The organism is Mycolicibacterium vinylchloridicum (genome assembly GCF_013404075.1).
Classification (GTDB): Bacteria; Actinomycetota; Actinomycetes; order Mycobacteriales; family Mycobacteriaceae; genus Mycobacterium; species Mycobacterium vinylchloridicum.
This window is the reverse complement of record NZ_JACBJQ010000021.1, coordinates 71,592-89,575: the sequence shown is the minus strand read 5'-3', so window position 1 is coordinate 89,575 and position 17,984 is coordinate 71,592. Positions and strand designations below refer to the sequence as shown.

The following is a 17,984-nucleotide window of genomic DNA, read 5'->3' as shown; positions in this document are numbered from 1 at the left end:
TCTCACATGACCATCGAGGTATCCAACGAATCCGGCCTCGACGTTTCCGAAGAGGAACTGATCAGCGTCGCGCGCTTCGTGATTCGTCGCATGGACGTCAATCCGGCCGCTGAGCTGTCGATGGTGTTGCTGGACACCAACGCGATGGCCGACCTGCACATGCGCTGGATGGACCTGCCCGGCCCCACCGACGTGATGAGCTTCCCGATGGACGAGCTCGAGCCCGGCGGTCGCCCCGATGCGCCCGAGCCCGGCCCCTCGATGCTCGGTGACATCGTGTTGTGCCCCCAGTTCGCCGCCGACCAGGCCGCCGCCGCGGGGCACAGCCTCGGTCAGGAGCTGGCTCTGCTGACCGTGCACGGTGTGCTGCACCTGCTCGGCTACGACCACGCCGAACCTGACGAGGAAAAAGAGATGTTCGACTTGCAGCGCAAGCTGCTCGAGGAGTGGGTGGGCGAACAGGTCCAGGCCTACCACCAGGATCGGCAGACCGAGAAGGATCGCCGACTGCTCGACAAGTCACAGTTCTTCGACGAACCGTGACCGGCTGGAGTGCGCTTCTCGGCGCGATCGCGCTGATTGCGCTCGGTGGTTTGTTCGCGGCGATCGACGCCGCCATCAGTACTGTGTCGATCGCACGGGTCGAAGAGCTGGTGCGCGACGAGCGGCCGGGCGCCTTGCGGTTGGCCCGGATCATGGCCGAGCGGCCACGCTTCATCAATCTCGTTGTGCTGCTGCGTATTGCATGCGAGGCGGCAGCGACGGTGCTGTTGGTCGCATTCCTGTGGGATGACCTCGGCTTGACCTGGGGGCTGGTGGCGGCCGCCGCGATCATGACGGTCGCCAGCTTCGTGGCCATGGGCGTCGGGCCGCGCACCATCGGCAGGCAGAACGCCTACACCATCGCGCTCGCGTCGGCGGTTCCCCTGCAGGCGATCTCGGTGCTGCTCACCCCGATCAGCCGGCTGTTGGTGTTGATCGGCAACGCGCTGACTCCTGGCCGCGGCTTCCGCAACGGACCGTTCGCCTCCGAAATCGAACTGCGCGAGGTCGTCGACCTGGCCCAGCAGCGCGGTGTGGTGGCCGACGACGAGCGCCGGATGATCCAGTCGGTGTTCGAGCTCGGTGACACCGCTGCGCGTGAGGTGATGGTGCCGCGCACCGAGATGGTGTGGATCGAAAGCGACAAGAGCGCAAACCAAGCCACGTCGTTGGCGGTGCGCAGTGGCCATTCCCGCATTCCGGTGATCGGGGAGAACGTCGACGACGTCGTCGGCGTCGTCTACCTCAAAGACCTCGTACAACGCACCTATTACTCGTCCGACAGCGGACACGGCACCAAGGTGGCCGACATCATGCGTCCGGCGGTATTCGTTCCCGACTCCAAACCACTCGACGAGCTGCTGCGGGAAATGCAGCGCGACCGTAACCACATGGCCCTGCTGGTGGACGAATACGGCGCCATCGCCGGCCTGGTCAGCATCGAGGACGTGCTGGAGGAAATCGTGGGCGAGATCGCCGACGAGTACGACACCGACGAGGTCGCGCCGGTGGAGAAGCTGGGCGACAACAAGTTCCGGGTGTCGTCGCGGCTGCCGATCGAGGACGTCGGTGAACTCTACGATGTCGAGTTCGAAGAGGACCTCGACGTCGACACCGTCGGCGGCCTGCTGGCACTCGAGCTGGGCCGGGTGCCGTTGCCCGGTGCCGAAGTGGTGTCTCACGGGTTGCGGCTGCGCGCCGAAGGCGGACCGGACCATCGTGGTCGGCTGCGCATCGGCACCGTGCTGGTCAGCCGGGCCGAACCTGAGGAAGGCGATGACGATGAATGAGCTTGACGCCGAAGACGCGAAGCTGGTGGTCCTCGCACGCGGTGCGATGGCGCGCGCCGAGACAGGACAAGGCGCGGCCGTGCGTGACCTCGACGGGCGCACCTACGCCGGTGCGCCGGTCACCCTGTCAGCTCTGCCGCTGACCGGTCTGCAGGCGGCTGTCGCCGCAGCGGTATCCAGTGGCGCAACGGGTTTGGAGGCGGCGGTACTGGTCGGCGGTTCGGCCGACGACGTGGGTGTCGCCGCCGTCCGGGAACTCTCGCCGGATGCTTCGATCATCGTGACCGACCGCACCGGGACACCGCAGTGAGTGAATTCCGTTCCGGTTTCGTGTGTTTGGTGGGCCGCCCCAACACCGGCAAGTCGACACTGACCAACGCGCTGGTCGGCGCCAAGGTGGCGATCACCGCCAACCAGCCCCAGACCACCCGGCACACGATCCGCGGCATCGTGCATCGCCCCGATTTCCAGATCGTGCTCGTCGACACCCCGGGACTGCACCGCCCGCGCACCCTGCTGGGCAAGCGGCTCAACGACCTGGTGCGCGACACCTACTCGCAGGTCGACGTCGTCGGCCTCTGCATCCCCGCCGACGAGGCCATCGGACCGGGTGACCGCTGGATCTACGAACAGATTCGCGAGGTGGCGCCCCGGACCACGCTGGTCGTGATCGTCACCAAGATCGACAAGGTGACCAGGGAAAAGGTCGCCGAACAGCTGATCGCGGTGCACGAGTTGGTCGGCGACACCGCCGCCGAGATCGTGCCGGTCTCAGCGACACGGGGAGACCAGGTCGACGTCCTGATCGACGTGTTGGCCGGACAGCTGCCGCCCGGGCCGGCGTTTTATCCCGACGGGGAGCTCACCGACGAGCCCGAAGAGGTGCTCATGGCCGAACTCATCCGGGAGGCCGCGCTGGAAGGGGTGCGCGATGAACTGCCGCACTCGCTGGCCGTGGTGATCGAAGAGATCGAAGAACGGTCGGGGCGTCCGGCGGATGATCCCCTGATCGACGTGCACGCTGTGCTCTACGTCGAGCGGGACAGCCAGAAGGGCATCGTGATCGGCAAGGGCGGCGCCCGGTTGAAAGAGGTGGGGACGGTGGCCCGTACGCAGATCGAGAAGCTGCTGGGCACCAAGGTGTACCTCGACCTGCGGGTCAAGATAGCCAAGAACTGGCAGCGTGATCCCAAACAGCTTGGCCGCCTTGGCTTTTAGAGTCCTACAGCTTGAACCCGCTCTGCCGCTCGAAATCGGCGAGATCGAAGTAGTCGCTGAACCGGACGATCTTGCCGTCGCGCACCTCGAACACGCCGTTGACCGGCAACACGACCTTGCGGCCGTCGGTCATCGTGAAGTAGTCGATGCGTTCGACGAGCACCAGGCCGGGCTCCGCGGCCAGCGTGACGATGTCGAGCCTGGACTCGTCGAAGGCGTCCAGGAATGCCTGAAAGATCGCACGAATGCCCGCGATGCCCGTGATCGGGGCGACGGGCACGTTGTGATAGACCGCGTCGTCCGCGAAACAGCTGCAGATGACCTCGAGGTCCTGGTCCTCCCAGGAGCCGAGGAAGTCGCGGACGAGCTTCTCGCTGTCGTGCTTGGTATCGGTCATCTGTCAGTCCTACCAACGCGCTCATAGGCGAACAATTACCCGTAAGGGCTATTCGGCATCCTCATCACCGGTCCAGCCCCGAGAGGCGCATCGCCAGTTGATGGCGAACCGCGGGGATCTTCCCGGCCAGTCGCATCGCGACGTTGCGCACCGGCCGTCGCCGTCGCGAAACGGTGGCCAGTTGGGTGAGCCGGTCGGTCAGCGCGACCACATGTTCTGCGGTGTGATGCCTGCCTGCGGCCCATTCGTCGAGTGCTCGATCCGGTTGACCGGCAAGCACTGTGGTCAGGCTCTGGCCGAGTAGGACGGCGTCCTCGATGCCCAAATTCATGCCCTGTCCGCCGGCGGGCGAGTGAACGTGGCCCGCATCGCCGACGAGCAGGACGCGGCGGTCGCGGAAGGTTTCCGCGACTCGGTGATGGACCCGGAACCGGGAGCCCCAGACCACGTCTTCGACAACGACGGGATGCGCTCGCGGGCCGCGCTCGTCCAATAGCCGTTGGACGAACGCGACATCCGGATGTCGCGGCGCCTCGGTCACCGTCGCGACGATGCGGTATCTCCCATCCGGCAGCGGGGCGACGACGAGGAGGCCGGCGGGGGAGAAGTACAGGATCACTTCGTCTTCGGGAACCCCGCCGGACATCCGCACATCGGCCAGCGTGAAGGCTTCGGCGTAGGTGCCGCCGGTGAATGCGATTCCGGCCTGCTCCCGCACGGTGCTGTGCATGCCGTCTGCGCCGACGACGTAGCGCGCGCGAATCCGGTGCTCGTCGGCGAAGGTGACGTCGACGCCATCCCGGTCCTGGCGGACGGCGGTGACGGCTGCCGGGCGGATGACCTTGCCGCCGAGTTGCTCGAGGCGGTCCAGCAAGTAGGCCTCGGTGTCGGCCTGCGAGATCATCAGGGTGTACGGATAACGGGTGGCCAGTTGGTCGAAGGGCACCGCGATCAGCAGGGCGTCGCGGTCCCGGATGGTGAACGTCGGAGTGTGTACGCCGCGCTGAACCAGTTTCTCGGTGACACCGTACGGCTCGAGTAGCTCGAGAGTATGCGGGTGTACCACCGCTGCGCGCGAGGTGTTGACGCCTTCGGCCTGGGCGTCCACCACCGTCACCTGGTAGCCGTGCTGGGTCAGTACGACGGCTGCGGTCAAGCCCGCCGGCCCGGCTCCGACGATGAGTACGTCGGTGGTTGAAATCTGCATGTCAACTCCTTGGTCTGCCCCTTGCCAACGTGTGTTGGCCAACGATTGTTGGCAACAATATTCCTGCCCTGCGGTAAAGTCAACAAGTGTTGGCCTACAATCGTTGGCATGAGACGTACGGCAAGCGAGACCAAGGCGGTGATCCTTGCCGCGGCCCGCGATCGGTTCGCTGCCGAGGGATACGAGAAGGCCACGATCCGGGCGATCGCGGCCGATGCCGACATCGACCCGTCGATGGTGATGCGCTACTTCGGCAACAAGGAGGCACTCTTCGGGGCGGCCGCCGAGTTCGATCTCGAGCTACCAGATCTGACCGGCGTGCCGGTGGACCAGCTCGGCACTGCGCTGGCCGCTCATTTCGTCAAGCGTTGGGAACGCGATGGGGCGCTGCTCATCCTGCTACGTGTCGGGGTCACCAATGAGGCTGTGGCAGAACGGATGCGGACGATCTTCGCCCAACAGTTGGGGCCGGTTGCAGCGCAGGCGACGGGCAACTCACCCGATACTGCTCAGCGAGCAGGGCTGGTTTCGTCGCAAGTGCTCGGGATGGCGTTGTGCCGCTACGTCTTGGCGTTCCCGCCGCTCGCCAACATGACCGCCGACGAGGTCGTCGACTGGATCGGTCCGACGCTGCAGCGCTACCTGACCTCACCGCGCGTCTGACGGCAGTGGGGTGTTCCACCAGATCTCGGGCTGCTTGTTGGCCCAGCCGTTGATGGCCTCCAACTCGGCGGCCAACGAGATCAGAAGGGGTTCGCTGTTGGCCGGGCCCATCAGCTGGACCCCGATGGGCAGGCCGTCAGCGGTGAAGCCGGCCGGGATGTTGATCGACGGCCAGCCCAGCACGTTCCACGGGAAGGTCACCGGGCAGTCCGCGATCATCGCGCGGTCGGTGGCGGTAGGACCGAGGTCGTCGAACTTGCGGGCAGGCGGGGGTGGCTGGGCGGTGGTCGGCGCCAGCACGACGTCGACGGACCGGAAGATCGCCCCGACCCGGCGGTGCAGCTGCGGTTCGGCGGCTTTGGCCCGGCGCAACATGGTCCCCGACAGCAACCGGCCCATCCGCATGTTGGCCTCGGTCCTCGGGTCGAACATGACGTCGTCGCCGAGTCGGTCGGCCCACTCCAGCAGCCCGGCCAGCGAGCGCGGCAGAAATGACAGCGGCAGTCGCAGCCCGTAATTGGGGTTGCCCTCCATCACGGTGTGGCCCAGCATGCCGAGCTGTTCGGCGATCTCCGTCAGCGCCCTGCGGATCTCCGGATGCAGTTTGGCGCCGAAGAGCGTGAACGGAAACCGCGTCGACAGTGCGATCTTCAACTGCCCGGGTGCGGAGCCGACGGAATCGGACATCCGGACCGGCGGCGGCTTGTGCGGGTCTTCGTCGACATTGCCCGATGTTGCGTCAAGCACCAACGCTGCGTCGGCGACCGTGCGCGCGAGCACCCCGTTGACCGTGATGCCGTTGAACGGGTCCCGGATCGGCCACGTCGAGATGCGTCCGCGCTGCGGTTTGATTCCGACGAGGTGCGTCCATGCCGCGGGTACCCGGACACTGCCCGCGCCGTCGGAGCCGATCGCGGCCGCGACCAGGCCCGCGGCCACCGCCGCGGCGCTGCCGCCCGATGATCCACCCGGAGTGTGCTTGCGCGACCACGGATTTCGCGTGTGGCCGAAACCCGGTCCACTGGTGAACGGCCACTGACCGAGCTCGCAGCAGTTCGTCTTGCCGACGATCACCGCGCCGGCTGCACGAAGCCGGCGCACCACCTCGGAGTCCTCGGTGGCCGGCCGGATGGGACCGGCGGTGCCGAATGCCGTCGGCACCCCCGCCACGTCGACGTCATCCTTGACCGCGATGGGGATGCCGAGCAGCAGCGCCTGTTCACCGGCGGCGCGGCGGCGATCGGCCTCGGCTGCCTCGGCCAGCGCCGATTCGGTGAGCACCACCCGGAAGGCGTTGAGGGTGGACTGACTGGCCGTGATCGCGCGCAGCGACCGGCGGACCAGTTCGGTGGAGGTCACCGTCCCGCTGGCCAGCTGGTAGAGCTGCTCGCCGATGGTGGGAAACCGCGGCGGCCTGCCCAAACTCGCACGAGCTGTCATGGCGACGTCGAGACTATCGGCGCGCGTCCGCGGTTATGTCGCATTGCAGTGGGAAACTTCTCCGATGCGGTTGTATCGGGATCGGGCTGTTGTGCTGCGTCAGCACAAACTCGGCGAAGCGGACCGCATCGTCACCCTGCTGACCCGCGACCATGGTCTGGTCCGCGCGGTCGCCAAGGGGGTGCGCCGTACCCGCAGCAAGTTCGGCTCCCGGCTGGAGCCGTTTGCGCATATCGACGTCCAGCTGCATCCCGGCCGCAACTTGGACATCGTCACCCAGGTGGTCTCCATCGACGCCTTCGCCAGTGACATCGTCAGCGACTACGGCCGCTACACCAGCGCCTGCGCGGTGCTGGAGACCGCCGAGCGGCTCGCCGGCGAGGAGCGTGCCCCGGCGCCGGCATTGCACCGGCTCACGGTCGGTGCGCTGCGCGCGGTGGCCGACGGGACGCGGCCCCGTGAGCTGGTCTTGGACGCCTATCTGTTGCGGGCCATGGGCATCGCGGGCTGGGCGCCCTCGCTGATCGAGTGTGCTCGCTGCGCGGCGCCGGGACCGCACCGCGCGTTCCATATCGCTGCTGGTGGCAGCGTGTGCATGCACTGCCGTCCGTCCGGCTCGACCACCCCGCCGCAGGCGGTGCTGGATCTGATGGCGGCGCTGCACGACGGCGACTGGGCGACCGCCGAAGCGTCGTCGGCGGCCCACCGCAGCCACGCCAGCGGTCTGGTGGCCGCGCACCTGCAGTGGCACCTGGAACGCCAGCTGCGTACCTTGCCGCTGGTGGAGCGTGTCTACCGGCAGCCCACTGACCACGTCAAGGAGATGTTCAGGCAGGATGAGGCCCATGGCAATGAACCGGGTAACCAGCTCGTGGCGGGGGGCTGACCGCAGGCGGAAAGGTCAATTTCCGCAGCTGCCCCCGGCGCCCGACGACTACCCGGTGTTCCCCGACACCTCGGTCTGGCCGGTGGTGTTCCCCGAGCTGCCGCCGGCACCGGACGGGGGACCGCGCCGCCCACCGCAACACACCTCGAAGGCCGTGCCGCCGGCCATCCCCGCCGACCAGATGCCCAAGCACGTCGCCGTCGTGATGGACGGCAACGGGCGCTGGGCCACCCAGCGGGGATTGGGCCGCACCGAGGGGCACAAGATGGGCGAGGCGGTGCTGATCGACATCACGTGCGGAGCCATCGAGATCGGCATCCAGCACCTGTCGGTGTACGCGTTCTCCACCGAGAACTGGCGGCGCAGTACCGAAGAGGTCCGGTTCTTGATGGGCTTCAACCGTGAGGTGGTGCGGCGACGCCGCGAGAACCTCGATGCCATGGGCGTCAACATGCGCTGGGTGGGGTCGCGGGCCCGGATGTGGCGCAGCGTCATCAAGGAATTCGACATCGCCGAGAACATGACCGTCGGCAATGACGTCATTACGGTGAACTACTGCGTGAACTACGGCGGGCGGGCCGAAATCGCTGAGGCGGCAAAGCAAATCGCGCGCGATGCGGCGGCTGGGCGCATCGACCCGGAACGGGTGAACGAGGAAACACTGGCCGGGCATCTGCACCGGCCCGACATCCCCGACGTCGACTTGTTTATTCGGACGTCGGGGGAGCAGCGGGCGAGCAACTTCATGCTGTGGCAGGCCGCGTACGCCGAATACGTGTTCCAGGACAAGCTCTGGCCTGACTACGACCGGCGCGACCTGTGGGCGGCGTGCGAGGAGTATGCCGAGCGCAACCGGCGCTTCGGCCGGGCCTGACATGGAATTGGCGGCGCGGCTGGTCGAGGCGCTGACCGCGGTCGTGCCGGTCGAGGTGGAACCCGATGGCGCACTGACTGTTCGCTATGAGGGCACGTTCGCCTCGCTGCGGACTGTGACGATCGCCGAGAACATCGAGATGGTGTCAGTGACCCAAGTCCTGGCGTGGGACCTGCCGGTGAATGCCGATCTTCGCAAACGGGTTGCAGCACAAGCGCAGTCGACGATGCTGGGCACCGTGACGCTCGTCGAGTCCGGCAAGAAGGGCGACGCCATGCTGCGCTACAACTTTCCCGGCCAGGGGCTGGCCGATGGTGCGCTGCAGACGCTGGTGCTGATGGTGCTGGCCGGCGGGGCCGATGCCCGCCGCGCAATCGTCGACTAGTCACTCAGCCCCGGCACTGGGCGCAGGTGCCGAACAGCTCGATCGTGTGGTCCACGTCTGAAAACCCGTGTTCGGTAGCCACTTCCGCGGCCCAGGCTTCGACTTCGCGTCCGCTGACCTCGACGGTCGCCCCGCAGCTGCGGCACACCAGATGGTGGTGATGATCGTCGCCGGCACACCGCCGGTACATCGACTCGCCGGTGTCGGTACGCACCACGTCCACCAGGTCGGCCGCCGCCAGCGACTGCAACGTTCGGTACACCGTGGTGAGCCCGATGTTCTCGCCGCGGTGGCGCAACTCGTCGTGCAACTCCTGGGCCGAGCGGAACTCCTCGACGGTGTCGAGCAGCGCGATGATCGCGCCGCGTTGGCGGGTGGCGCGGACACCGGTCGCGGCGGCGCGCGGACGGACGTCGGCCCCGGTCACGGATGCTCCTCGCCGGCGTGACTCACCGCGGCGACGACGATCTCGGCCAGGTGATCGTCCACCAACCGGTACATCACCTCGCGCCCCGAGCGTTCGCCGGCCACCACGCCGGCGGCCTTCAGGATCCGCAGGTGCTGGCTCACCAGCGGCTGCGGGACGTCGAGCGCGTCGACGAGTTCGTGCACACAGCGCTGGGATTCCCTCAGCTGCAGCACGATCGCGATGCGCACCGGCGCCGCCAGCGCCCGCAACAGCTCACCGGCATGTTCCAGGAGGTCGGCTCTCGGCGACGACAAATCGTCGACTCGCCCGTGGGTGGGTGCGGTCACGCCATCACCTCCGCGTTATTGGAAACGATTTCCACTTGCCGACCACTTTTCCATGCACGATCACGCATGTCAAAAGCAGGTTGGGCGGGTCGTTAGGCTGTATGGGCTGTTGCCCATCCCCAGACAACCAAGGAGTGGCACCCATCGTGGCGTCCGTCATCGATTCCGTCGTCAATCTGGCCAAGCGGCGTGGTTTGGTCTACCCAGCCGGCGAGATCTACGGCGGGACAAAGTCCGCCTGGGATTACGGCCCATTGGGCGTCGAGCTCAAGGAGAACATCAAGCGGCAGTGGTGGCGGTCGGTGGTGACCGGCCGCGACGACGTCGTCGGCCTGGACAGCTCGATCATCCTGCCGCGCGAGGTGTGGGTGGCCTCCGGTCACGTCGAGGTGTTCAACGATCCGCTCATCGAGTGCCTGAACTGCCACAAGCGTCACCGCCAGGACCACCTGCAAGAGGCCTACGCGGAGAAGAGGGGCATCGCGGACCCCGAGTCGGTCGCGATGACCGAAATCGTCTGCCCGGACTGCGGTACCAAGGGCCAGTGGACCGAGCCGCGCGAATTCAACATGATGCTCAAGACCTACCTCGGGCCGATCGAGTCCGAGGAGGGCATGCACTACCTGCGCCCGGAGACCGCGCAGGGCATCTTCGTGAACTTCGCCAACGTGGTGACCACCTCGCGCAAGAAGCCGCCGTTCGGCATCGGCCAGATCGGCAAGAGCTTCCGCAACGAGATCACCCCGGGCAACTTCATCTTCCGCACCCGGGAGTTCGAGCAGATGGAGATGGAGTTCTTCGTCGAGCCCGACACCGCACCGGAGTGGCACCAGTACTGGATCGAGACCCGGCTGAAGTGGTACACCGACCTCGGTATCAATCCCGAGAATCTGCGGCTCTTCGAGCATCCCAAGGAGAAGCTGTCGCACTACTCGGCCGGCACCACCGACATCGAGTACAAGTTCGGTTTCGGCGGCAACCCCTGGGGTGAGCTCGAGGGCATCGCCAACCGCACCGACTTCGACCTCAAGACCCACTCGGAGCATTCGGGCACCGACCTGTCGTTCTACGACCAGGCTGCCGACACCCGCTACATCCCCTATGTCATCGAACCCGCAGCGGGACTTACCCGTTCGTTCATGGCGTTCCTCGTCGACGCCTATGCCGAGGACGAGGCGCCGAACGCCAAGGGCGGGGTGGACAAGCGCACGGTTTTGCGGCTGGACCCCCGGCTTGCGCCGGTCAAGGCCGCGGTGCTGCCGCTGTCCCGGCACGCCGACCTCACCCCGAAGGCCAAGGACCTGGCCGCGGAGTTGCGCAAATACTGGAACATCGAGTTCGACGACGCCGGTGCGATCGGCCGGCGCTACCGTCGCCAGGACGAGATCGGCACGCCGTATTGTGTGACAGTCGATTTCGACTCGCTCGAAGACCATGCGGTCACCGTGCGTGAGCGCGACGAGATGACCCAGGAGCGCATCGGTATCGACTCGGTCGTCGACTACCTGGCCACCCGGCTCAAGGGCTGACCGCTAGAAGCGGCCGCCGCCGCCCAGCATTCCGCCGCCGCCTCCGGAGGATCCTCCGTAGGTGCTCGACGTCCAGCCGCCGCCACCGCCAAAGCCGCCGCGCATCCCGCCGGACAGGATGTTGCCGAGAATGATCCCGCCGATCACCGCGCCCATGTTCGATGAACCGCCCACGCCGCCATAGTGATTCATGTATGTGCGCTGGGCGGCTTGGACGTCGTTGTTGGCCAGTTGCTGGGCTTGGGCGGCCAGCATGGATGCACCGTTGGCGTGGGCGATCGCCTCGGTGATGTTGGTCTTCTGTTTGGCCTGCGCCGCCTGCAGTTGGCGCACAGCCTCATTGAGCCGGGTCCGCGCCTCGGGCCCGACGCTGCCGCGGCGGGTGTCGATGTAGTCCGACACCGAACGCACCCGGGACTGCGCGGTGAACAGCGCCTGGTCGAACGAGCGGCCAAGCCGCTCAGCGGTTTCGCGCTCCTGCGCCACGCCGGCCAGCAGCCGGTCGAGGTCGGCGTCGGCCTGGGTCAACTGGGTGAACGCGCCCAACGGGTCGGCGGTGCCGTCGGTCTGCGCGGCCGCCACCGCGTTGACCGCGGCGTCGCGCGCCTTGGTGAGTTCGGCGGCGTTGGACAACCCGCCCTGGGACAGCTGGGCCACGGCCTGGTTGATGCCCTGCTGGGTGTCGGCGATCGCCGCCGGCAGGGTAGCGACGGCGCGCCTGATATCGCTGGCCGCGCTGTCTATCGCGTCGAGCATCGAACTGGCCTGCTGCAGAGCCGATTCCGCGGCGCGCACGCAGTCGACCAGTTCGGTTTGCTCGCCGGCGACCGGCTTGGCCACCAGCTCCCGGGCCCGGCTGATCGACTGGTCGGCGAACTCCAGCCGCTCTTTGGCGGCATTCACGTTGCGGGACACCGACACCAGCGCGCTCTCGGCGAACTCGCTGTGCAGCTGCGTCAACGCGGTCTGGGCCGGCTCGATACGGGCGCTGACGTCCACCATCTTCTGGGTCAGTGCGTCGAGCCGGTCGGGGGCGTTGATCACCAGGTCCCGCAGCTGGTGAAAGGACTGCGTCTGGGCGTCCAGTTCGCGGTTGGCCCGCGCAGCGGCGACCACCACCCGAGTGAGTAGATCGCGGCGTTGCGCCGGTGTTTCGGGAACCGCGTCGTCGAGCTGCTGGCGCACGTTGAACGCCTGTTGCAGGGTGGCCTTCGCATTCTCGACCGCGCGTGCGAATGGCTGCGCCTGCTGGTCGCCGAATTCTTCTTCGGCCAAGGCCAATTCGTTGGAACTGGTTCGCACGGCGTTGTCGACGTCGACCACGATCGACCGGGACACCTCGTCGAGAGCGTCGAGGGGAACCGAAGCCAGCGCGTTGGGGTCGGTCGGATCCAGCCGCTTGGCCGCTGCCACCTCGGCCTCGTGCCGCTTGTGCTTGCGTCGGCGGCTCCACAACAACAGCAGCACGACGACTGCCGCGATGACCGCCACGATGATCAACAGCGGAATCAACGAGAATCCACCGGAACCGCTGCTGGCGCCCAATGCGGCAAGCCCGTTGGCGGCCGCGATCGCCGCCCCCGTCCAGTCATTGTTGTGCAGTGCGGGCTCGATCTTGTCGCGGCGCAGGTTGTCGACCCCGGCCGAGTCGCCGTCGGCCGCCGCCGACGGGACGAGAAATGCGTAGGACCGCTGTGTGGTCGCGACGGCCAGGATCGCGTCCTGGTTGCCCAGATCGCTGGTCAGCCGGGTCGCCTCGGTCCAGCTCATGGCGGTCTTGGGCGCGAACGAATCGACGTAGACCACCCAGAGCCGGATATGGCGGTCGCGGTAGAGGGTGTCGACCGCCTGCTGCACGCTGGCGAGCTGACTGTCGCCAAGGGCACCGGCGTTGTCGGTGACATAGTCGGGGAGCCGGAATGGCGGCTCGGCCGCCGCGGCGGGCGCCACCAGGGTGGCGGCGGTCAGGATGGCCGCGAGCAGGCTGAGCACACGAACGAGGCGCATGAGCGTCAAATGTAGTAGGACGAGGCTGGCAGACTATGCCTCGGTGACGACGAATCAGCACGGCCACTACGACGAGGCCGACCGTGAGCGGGTGGTGCACGAAGCGCCGAAGACTGCCGGGCTACCCGGTACGTCGACGGAGCATCGCACCGATTTCGCCCGCGACCGCGCGCGCGTGCTGCACTGCGCTGCCCTGCGCCGGCTGGCCGACAAGACCCAGGTCGTCGGGCCGCGGGAGAGCGAGAACCCCCGCACCCGGCTGACGCACTCGCTGGAGGTCGCGCAGATCGGGCGGGGGATGGCGGTACCGCTGGGCTGCGACCCCGACCTGGTGGACATGGCCGGGCTGGCCCACGACATCGGGCACCCGCCGTACGGCCACAACGGGGAGCGCGCGCTCGACGAGTTCGCGGCGTCTTGCGGCGGCTTCGAGGGCAACGCCCAGAACTTCCGGATCCTGACCAAGATCGAGCCGAAAGTGCTTGACGGACAAGGCCGTAGCGTCGGGCTGAACCTGACCCGGGCCGGGCTGGACGCGGTGACGAAGTACCCGTGGTTCCGCGGCGAGCGGGGCCGCAAGTTCGGGTTCTACGACGACGACCGGGCGCTGGCCGAGTGGGTACGGGGCGCGGCGCCGTCGCAGCGGCCGTGCCTGGAGTCGCAGGTGATGGACTGGGCCGACGACGTCGCGTACTCGGTGCACGACGTCGAGGACGGAGTGGTGTCGGGCCGCATCGATCTTCGGGTGCTGGCCGACGACGACGCCGCGGCGGCTCTGGGGCGGTTGGGGGAGTCGGAATCCAGCAGCCTGCGCGCAGATGATCTGGTGGCCGCGGCGCGACGGCTGTCGGAGCTACCGATCGTTGCCGGTGTCGGCAAGTACGACGGGACTCTCGCGGCGTCGGTGGCGCTCAAGCGGCTGACCAGTGAACTGGTCGGCCGGTTCGCCTCGGCAGCGGTCAGCCTGACCCACGAGATCGCCGGGCCACAACCGCTGGTCCGCTATGAGGCGGAGCTGGCTGTGCCGGCAACGGTCCGGGCCGAGGTCGCGGTGCTCAAGACCCTGGCGCTGCAGTTCATCATGTCCGATCCGGCCCACCTCGAACTGCAGGCCCGGCAGCGCGAACGCGTCCACGAGGTCGCGGACTGGCTGCTGCATGGCGCGCCTGCGACGCTCGACCCCGTGTTCGCCCCGGAGTTCAACGCGGCGACCGACGATGCGGCCCGGATGCGGGTGATCGTCGATCAGATCGCATCCTTCACCGAGGGCCGGCTGGAACGCATCGACGCGCACAACGCCGGTGTCCGTGAGTTCTAGACTGTGCCGATGACCGGTGCGGTGAGCGGGGGTGGCGACCGAAAAGGTCGCATCTCCGAACGCGATATCGCCGCCATCCGTGAACAGGTGCGCATCGAGGATGTGGTCGGCGACTACGTCCAGCTGCGCCGGGCCGGGGCGGACTCGATGAAGGGTCTGTGCCCGTTCCACGACGAGAAGTCACCGTCGTTCCACGTGCGGCCCAACCACGGCCATTTCCACTGCTTCGGCTGCGGTGAGGGCGGTGACGTCTACGCCTTCATCCAGAAGATCGAGCACGTCAGCTTCGTCGAGGCCGTCGAGGTACTGGCCGACCGGATCAACTACACCGTGACCTACAGCGGCGGCGGCGCCGGCGTGCAGCGTGATCGCGGCAGCCGCAGCCGACTGATCGCCGCCACCGCCGCCGCGGCGGAGTTCTACGCTGCCGCACTGGAATCCGAGGAGGCCGCACCGGCCAGGCAGTACCTCACCGAGCGCAACTTCGACGCCGCTGCGGCCCGCCGGTTCGGCTGCGGCTTCGCGCCTGCGGGCTGGGATTCGCTGACCAAGCATCTGATCCGAAAAGGCTTCGAGTTCAAGGAACTCGAGGCGGCCGGGCTGTCCAGGGAGGGCAGGCGCGGGCCGATGGACCGGTTCCATCGCAGGCTGCTGTGGCCGATCCGCAGTGCCAGCGGTGAGACCGTCGGTTTCGGCGCCCGCCGGATCTTTGCCGACGACCAGATCGAGGCCAAGTACGTCAACACCCCGGAAACCGTGCTGTACAAGAAGTCCAATGTGTTGTTCGGCCTCGACCTGGCCAAGCGGGATATCGCCAAGGGACACCAGGCCGTCGTCGTCGAGGGCTACACCGACGTGATGGCCATGCACCTGGCCGGGGTGACCACTGCCGTCGCGTCCTGCGGTACCGCGTTCGGTGACGAACATCTGTCGATGCTGCGGCGACTGATGATGGACGACAAGTTCTTTCGCGGCGAACTGATCTATGTGTTCGACGGCGACGCGGCCGGCCGCGCCGCCGCGCTGAAGGCCTTCGCCGGCGAGCAGAACCTCGCGGGCCAGAGTTTCGTGGCCGTCGCGGCCGACGGGATGGACCCCTGCGATCTGCGGCTGGCACAGGGCGACGCGGCGCTGCGCGATCTGGTGGCCCGGCGCACCCCGCTGTTCGAGTTCGCCATCCGCACCGCGCTGGCCGAGCACGATCTGGAGCAGGCCGAGGGCCGGGTGACGGCACTGCGGCGGTGCGTGCCGATGGTCGCCCAGATCAAGGACCCGACGTTGCGTGACGAGTACGCCCGTCAGCTTGCGGGCTGGGTCGGCTGGGACGACGTCGCCCAGGTCATCGCCCGAGTCCGCGAGGAAGCCGGCCACAAGCCCGGGGGCCGCGGCGACAACCGGCGCGCGACGCCCGCGCGGCCCAAGGCCGCGTCCGCGGACGGTGCGCGTCGGCCCGATCCGCGTGATCCGACGTTGTGGCCGCAGCGGGAAGCGCTCAAGGCCGCGCTGCAGTACCCGGCACTGGCCGGACCGGTCTTCGACTCGCTGACCGTCGAGAGCTTCACCCATCCCGGCTATGCCGCGGTGCGCACGGCGATCGAAACGGCAGGCGGGACGTCGTCGGGGGTCACCGGCGGCGAGTGGATCGACAAGGTGCGTGAACAGACCGGCGCAACGGCCACAGCAGGGCTGATCACCGAGCTCGGTGTCGAGAGCATCCGGGTCGAGGACGAGGAGAGAATGCCCCGCTACATCGGCGGTGTGCTGGCCCGGCTGCAGGAAGTCTGGGTCGGCAGGCAGGTCGCCGAGGTCAAGTCCAAGCTGCAGCGGATGTCGCCGGTGGAGCAGGGAGACGAATATCACGCCCTGTTCGGCGACCTGGTGGCGCTGGAGGCCTATCGGCGCAGTCTGCTGGAACAGGCCAGCGGCGACGACCTCACTGCGTGATAACTGCCAGCACGCTATGGTTAACGCACTGCCCGTCTGGAGCGAAAGGTCAGATATGACTACCGCGAACACCCGTGTCCGGCGTATCGCCACTGCTGGCGCTCTTGCTGTGGCCGCGGCTGCGGTGCCGGCTCTGGCTGCACTGACTGCCCCGATGGCTTCTGCGTCTCCCGGTGGCACCTGCCTGGCGTGGTTCGGTTCGCGTGGCGACGGGCAGTGCCTGAGCTACTCGAACAACAACGTCAGCGTGGGCACCCCGCAGCTCGGCGTGTACGGACCCGACGCGGGATCGATGCCCGGCGGCGGCATCGGTGTCAGCACCGGCCCGCTGCTGCCGGGCCAGACCATCAGCATTCCGATCGGCTGATTGCCCTCGGTCGATGCCCGAGATCGACCTGACGGCTGTGATTTTTTCCGATTGACAACCGTAGGGTCGATTTCGTTGTGCTTAGTTCTCCGACCGCTGTGGTTCGACCACGGTGGTGTTGGCGTCGATCTCGGTCAGTGTGACCATCTTCGGATCGGGGTCCGGTGATACCCGGTCGGCGATCTTGCGGCGCCCGGCGTCGATCACGGTCTTCGTGGCGGGATTACCGGTCAGCGCCTTATAGGTGCCGACGATCTGCTCGTAGCGCTTACGGCCCGCCTTGGTGCCCAACACATAGCCCACGCCAAGTGCGGCGAGAAACCGGATCACTGCGCTCCCTCCATCGAAAACCCCGCCCCACCATCCTGCCTGACGCGACCGGGTTGGCGCCCGCCCACCGGTTTGGCGTCGAGGGCACCCAGTAAGCTAGAGTCACTCTCCGGCCCGCATCGGCGCAAGCGCGCTTCCGCGGGAAGCAGATAGTCCCCTGTAGCTCAACTGGCAGAGCTTCCGACTGTTAATCGGACGGTTGATGGTTCGAGTCCATCCGGGGGAGCAAGGACTCCTCAGCCGGCGGCGAGCGCCTGAATGCGATCTAGCTCCGCACCCTTCTCGGCACGCACCACGTCAGCGTCGTAGCGCGCCTGCAAGTTGATCCAGAACATGTCGGACAGGCCCAATGCTCGGGACAGTCGTAGGCCGGTGTCGGCGGTGATGGCCCGTCGCCCGCGGATGATCTCGCTCAGTCGGGTCTGCGGTACGCCGATCTCCTGAGCGAGCCGGTAAGGGGTGATCCCCATCGGCGTGAGGAACTCCTCGGCGAGAATCTCGCCGGGATGGGTGGGTGCGAAGTCAGCCATTGGTGTTCTCCTCTCAGTGGTAATCGGTCAGCTCGACGTCATCGGCGCCTCCGTCGCGCCATGTGAAGCAGATGCGGTACTGATCGTTGACGCGGATGCTGTGCTGCCCTTCGCGGGGCGGTTGTAGTTTCTCCAGCCGGTTGCCCGGTGGAACCCGTAGATCGTTGATGTTCTCCGCAGCGTCGAGAATCTGCATCTTGCGGCGTGCCACCTTGGCGAGCGCAGTGCTGATCCCTTTAGGGCGTCGCAGCTCCCAAACTTTCTGGGTGTCACCGTCCCTGAACGAGCGGATCACACCGCA

At 67.2% G+C, this 17,984-nt stretch carries 21 protein-coding genes and 1 tRNA gene; 13 read left to right on the top strand and 9 right to left on the bottom strand.

Features of this window, described 5'->3' with window-relative positions:
- The first annotated feature begins 6 nt into the window (after window positions 1–6).
- The 4 genes from ybeY to era are packed head-to-tail and all read left to right on the top strand — an operon-like array spanning window position 7 to window position 3,050.
- Window positions 7–543 (top strand): rRNA maturation RNase YbeY, encoded by a 537-nt coding sequence (ybeY, locus tag HPC46_RS18740; RefSeq protein WP_005144868.1) that lies wholly within the window; start codon window positions 7–9, stop codon window positions 541–543.
- Entirely contained in the window at window positions 540–1,832 is a 1,293-nt protein-coding gene (locus HPC46_RS18735; RefSeq protein ID WP_179472588.1) for a hemolysin family protein, read from the top strand. Before ybeY ends, HPC46_RS18735 begins: the two co-directional genes overlap by 4 nt.
- The gene (locus HPC46_RS18730; RefSeq protein ID WP_179472586.1) at window positions 1,825–2,142 is read left to right on the top strand and encodes a cytidine deaminase-like protein; all 318 of its coding nucleotides are present in this window, start codon (window positions 1,825–1,827) and stop codon (window positions 2,140–2,142) included. Before HPC46_RS18735 ends, HPC46_RS18730 begins: the two co-directional genes overlap by 8 nt.
- The gene (era, locus tag HPC46_RS18725) at window positions 2,139–3,050 is read left to right on the top strand and encodes a GTPase Era (protein ID WP_179472584.1); all 912 of its coding nucleotides are present in this window, start codon (window positions 2,139–2,141) and stop codon (window positions 3,048–3,050) included. Before HPC46_RS18730 ends, era begins: the two co-directional genes overlap by 4 nt.
- A 4-nt stretch (window positions 3,051–3,054) precedes the next feature.
- Here the strand turns inward: era and HPC46_RS18720 are convergent, their stop codons facing one another.
- Both HPC46_RS18720 and HPC46_RS18715 read right to left on the bottom strand, forming a co-directional pair.
- Window positions 3,055–3,447: a nuclear transport factor 2 family protein gene (locus HPC46_RS18720; RefSeq protein WP_005144862.1), complete on the bottom strand. Its 393-nt coding sequence runs from the start codon at window positions 3,445–3,447 to the stop codon at window positions 3,055–3,057.
- A gap of 64 nt (window positions 3,448–3,511) precedes the next feature.
- Complete coding sequence (locus HPC46_RS18715) at window positions 3,512–4,654, bottom strand: FAD-dependent oxidoreductase (RefSeq protein ID WP_179472582.1); 1,143 nt, start codon at window positions 4,652–4,654, stop codon at window positions 3,512–3,514.
- Window positions 4,655–4,762: 108 nt separating this feature from the next.
- On the opposite strand from HPC46_RS18715, the gene HPC46_RS18710 reads away from it, so the two are divergent.
- Entirely contained in the window at window positions 4,763–5,317 is a 555-nt protein-coding gene (locus HPC46_RS18710) for a TetR/AcrR family transcriptional regulator (RefSeq protein WP_179472580.1), read from the top strand.
- On the opposite strand, the gene HPC46_RS18705 is transcribed toward HPC46_RS18710, so the two are convergent.
- Window positions 5,303–6,757: an amidase gene (locus HPC46_RS18705; protein WP_179472578.1), complete on the bottom strand. Its 1,455-nt coding sequence runs from the start codon at window positions 6,755–6,757 to the stop codon at window positions 5,303–5,305. The two genes, HPC46_RS18710 and HPC46_RS18705, sit on opposite strands and share 15 nt — an antisense overlap.
- 64 nt (window positions 6,758–6,821) lie before the next feature.
- Between HPC46_RS18705 and recO the strand changes: the two genes are divergently transcribed.
- Genes recO through HPC46_RS18690 form a run of 3 tightly spaced genes read left to right on the top strand, consistent with a single transcriptional unit; the run spans window position 6,822 to window position 8,902 of the window.
- Window positions 6,822–7,643, top strand: a complete 822-nt coding sequence (gene recO / locus HPC46_RS18700; RefSeq protein WP_179472576.1) for a DNA repair protein RecO — start codon at window positions 6,822–6,824, stop codon at window positions 7,641–7,643.
- Window positions 7,609–8,517 (top strand): decaprenyl diphosphate synthase, encoded by a 909-nt coding sequence (locus HPC46_RS18695; protein ID WP_179472643.1) that lies wholly within the window; start codon window positions 7,609–7,611, stop codon window positions 8,515–8,517. The genes recO and HPC46_RS18695 overlap by 35 nt, the downstream gene beginning before the upstream one ends.
- A 1-nt stretch (window position 8,518) precedes the next feature.
- Entirely contained in the window at window positions 8,519–8,902 is a 384-nt protein-coding gene (locus tag HPC46_RS18690; RefSeq protein ID WP_179472641.1) for a hypothetical protein, read from the top strand.
- 4 nt (window positions 8,903–8,906) lie between these two features.
- On the opposite strand, the gene HPC46_RS18685 is transcribed toward HPC46_RS18690, so the two are convergent.
- Window positions 8,907–9,329, bottom strand: a complete 423-nt coding sequence (locus HPC46_RS18685) for a Fur family transcriptional regulator (protein WP_179472574.1) — start codon at window positions 9,327–9,329, stop codon at window positions 8,907–8,909.
- Window positions 9,326–9,658: an ArsR/SmtB family transcription factor gene (locus HPC46_RS18680; RefSeq protein ID WP_179472572.1), complete on the bottom strand. Its 333-nt coding sequence runs from the start codon at window positions 9,656–9,658 to the stop codon at window positions 9,326–9,328. The genes HPC46_RS18685 and HPC46_RS18680 overlap by 4 nt, the downstream gene beginning before the upstream one ends.
- Before the next feature lie 146 nt (window positions 9,659–9,804).
- Between HPC46_RS18680 and HPC46_RS18675 the strand changes: the two genes are divergently transcribed.
- Window positions 9,805–11,187: a glycine--tRNA ligase gene (locus tag HPC46_RS18675; RefSeq protein WP_456320165.1), complete on the top strand. Its 1,383-nt coding sequence runs from the start codon at window positions 9,805–9,807 to the stop codon at window positions 11,185–11,187.
- A 3-nt stretch (window positions 11,188–11,190) separates the two neighbouring features.
- On the opposite strand, the gene HPC46_RS18670 is transcribed toward HPC46_RS18675, so the two are convergent.
- The gene (locus HPC46_RS18670) at window positions 11,191–13,194 is read right to left on the bottom strand and encodes a TPM domain-containing protein (protein ID WP_179472568.1); all 2,004 of its coding nucleotides are present in this window, start codon (window positions 13,192–13,194) and stop codon (window positions 11,191–11,193) included.
- On the opposite strand from HPC46_RS18670, the gene HPC46_RS18665 reads away from it, so the two are divergent.
- From HPC46_RS18665 to HPC46_RS18655, 3 genes are read left to right on the top strand one after another with little or no spacing between them, the layout of a single operon-like run.
- Window positions 13,193–14,512, top strand: a complete 1,320-nt coding sequence (locus HPC46_RS18665) for a deoxyguanosinetriphosphate triphosphohydrolase (protein ID WP_218894359.1) — start codon at window positions 13,193–13,195, stop codon at window positions 14,510–14,512. The genes HPC46_RS18670 and HPC46_RS18665 overlap by 2 nt on opposite strands.
- A 9-nt stretch (window positions 14,513–14,521) precedes the next feature.
- Window positions 14,522–16,456, top strand: a complete 1,935-nt coding sequence (dnaG, locus tag HPC46_RS18660) for a DNA primase (RefSeq protein ID WP_179472564.1) — start codon at window positions 14,522–14,524, stop codon at window positions 16,454–16,456.
- Between the two features lie 55 nt (window positions 16,457–16,511).
- Window positions 16,512–16,823: a DUF7155 family protein gene (locus HPC46_RS18655; RefSeq protein ID WP_179472561.1), complete on the top strand. Its 312-nt coding sequence runs from the start codon at window positions 16,512–16,514 to the stop codon at window positions 16,821–16,823.
- A gap of 81 nt (window positions 16,824–16,904) precedes the next feature.
- On the opposite strand, the gene HPC46_RS18650 is transcribed toward HPC46_RS18655, so the two are convergent.
- Entirely contained in the window at window positions 16,905–17,153 is a 249-nt protein-coding gene (locus tag HPC46_RS18650) for a hypothetical protein (protein WP_142389965.1), read from the bottom strand.
- Between the two features lie 153 nt (window positions 17,154–17,306).
- Here HPC46_RS18650 and HPC46_RS18645 point away from each other — a divergent pair.
- A tRNA-Asn gene (locus HPC46_RS18645) sits at window positions 17,307–17,379 on the top strand.
- A 10-nt stretch (window positions 17,380–17,389) separates the two neighbouring features.
- Here HPC46_RS18645 and HPC46_RS18640 read toward each other — a convergent pair.
- Both HPC46_RS18640 and HPC46_RS18635 read right to left on the bottom strand, forming a co-directional pair.
- A complete protein-coding gene (locus HPC46_RS18640; RefSeq protein WP_179472559.1) occupies window positions 17,390–17,683 on the bottom strand; it encodes a HigA family addiction module antitoxin in 294 nt (97 codons plus the stop codon).
- 13 nt (window positions 17,684–17,696) lie between these two features.
- Entirely contained in the window at window positions 17,697–17,978 is a 282-nt protein-coding gene (locus HPC46_RS18635) for a type II toxin-antitoxin system RelE/ParE family toxin (RefSeq protein WP_179472557.1), read from the bottom strand.
- Window positions 17,979–17,984: the final 6 nt, after the last annotated feature.

Excerpts from the sequence above, each read along its gene's own strand:
- HPC46_RS18705 (WP_179472578.1), bottom strand. The coding sequence starts at position 6,757 with ATGACAGCTCGTGCGAGTTTGGGCAGGCCGCCGCGGTTTCCCACCATC.
- HPC46_RS18640 (WP_179472559.1), bottom strand. The coding sequence starts at position 17,683 with ATGGCTGACTTCGCACCCACCCATCCCGGCGAGATTCTCGCCGAGGAG.
- HPC46_RS18720 (WP_005144862.1), bottom strand. The coding sequence starts at position 3,447 with ATGACCGATACCAAGCACGACAGCGAGAAGCTCGTCCGCGACTTCCTC.
- HPC46_RS18710 (WP_179472580.1), top strand. The coding sequence starts at position 4,763 with ATGAGACGTACGGCAAGCGAGACCAAGGCGGTGATCCTTGCCGCGGCC.
- HPC46_RS18695 (WP_179472643.1), top strand. The coding sequence starts at position 7,609 with ATGAACCGGGTAACCAGCTCGTGGCGGGGGGCTGACCGCAGGCGGAAA.
- HPC46_RS18665 (WP_218894359.1), top strand. The coding sequence starts at position 13,193 with ATGAGCGTCAAATGTAGTAGGACGAGGCTGGCAGACTATGCCTCGGTG.
- recO (WP_179472576.1), top strand. The coding sequence starts at position 6,822 with ATGCGGTTGTATCGGGATCGGGCTGTTGTGCTGCGTCAGCACAAACTC.
- HPC46_RS18730 (WP_179472586.1), top strand. The coding sequence starts at position 1,825 with ATGAATGAGCTTGACGCCGAAGACGCGAAGCTGGTGGTCCTCGCACGC.
- HPC46_RS18715 (WP_179472582.1), bottom strand. The coding sequence starts at position 4,654 with ATGCAGATTTCAACCACCGACGTACTCATCGTCGGAGCCGGGCCGGCG.
- HPC46_RS18655 (WP_179472561.1), top strand. The coding sequence starts at position 16,512 with ATGACTACCGCGAACACCCGTGTCCGGCGTATCGCCACTGCTGGCGCT.
- dnaG (WP_179472564.1), top strand. The coding sequence starts at position 14,522 with ATGACCGGTGCGGTGAGCGGGGGTGGCGACCGAAAAGGTCGCATCTCC.
- ybeY (WP_005144868.1), top strand. The coding sequence starts at position 7 with ATGACCATCGAGGTATCCAACGAATCCGGCCTCGACGTTTCCGAAGAG.
- HPC46_RS18670 (WP_179472568.1), bottom strand. The coding sequence starts at position 13,194 with ATGCGCCTCGTTCGTGTGCTCAGCCTGCTCGCGGCCATCCTGACCGCC.
- HPC46_RS18690 (WP_179472641.1), top strand. The coding sequence starts at position 8,519 with ATGGAATTGGCGGCGCGGCTGGTCGAGGCGCTGACCGCGGTCGTGCCG.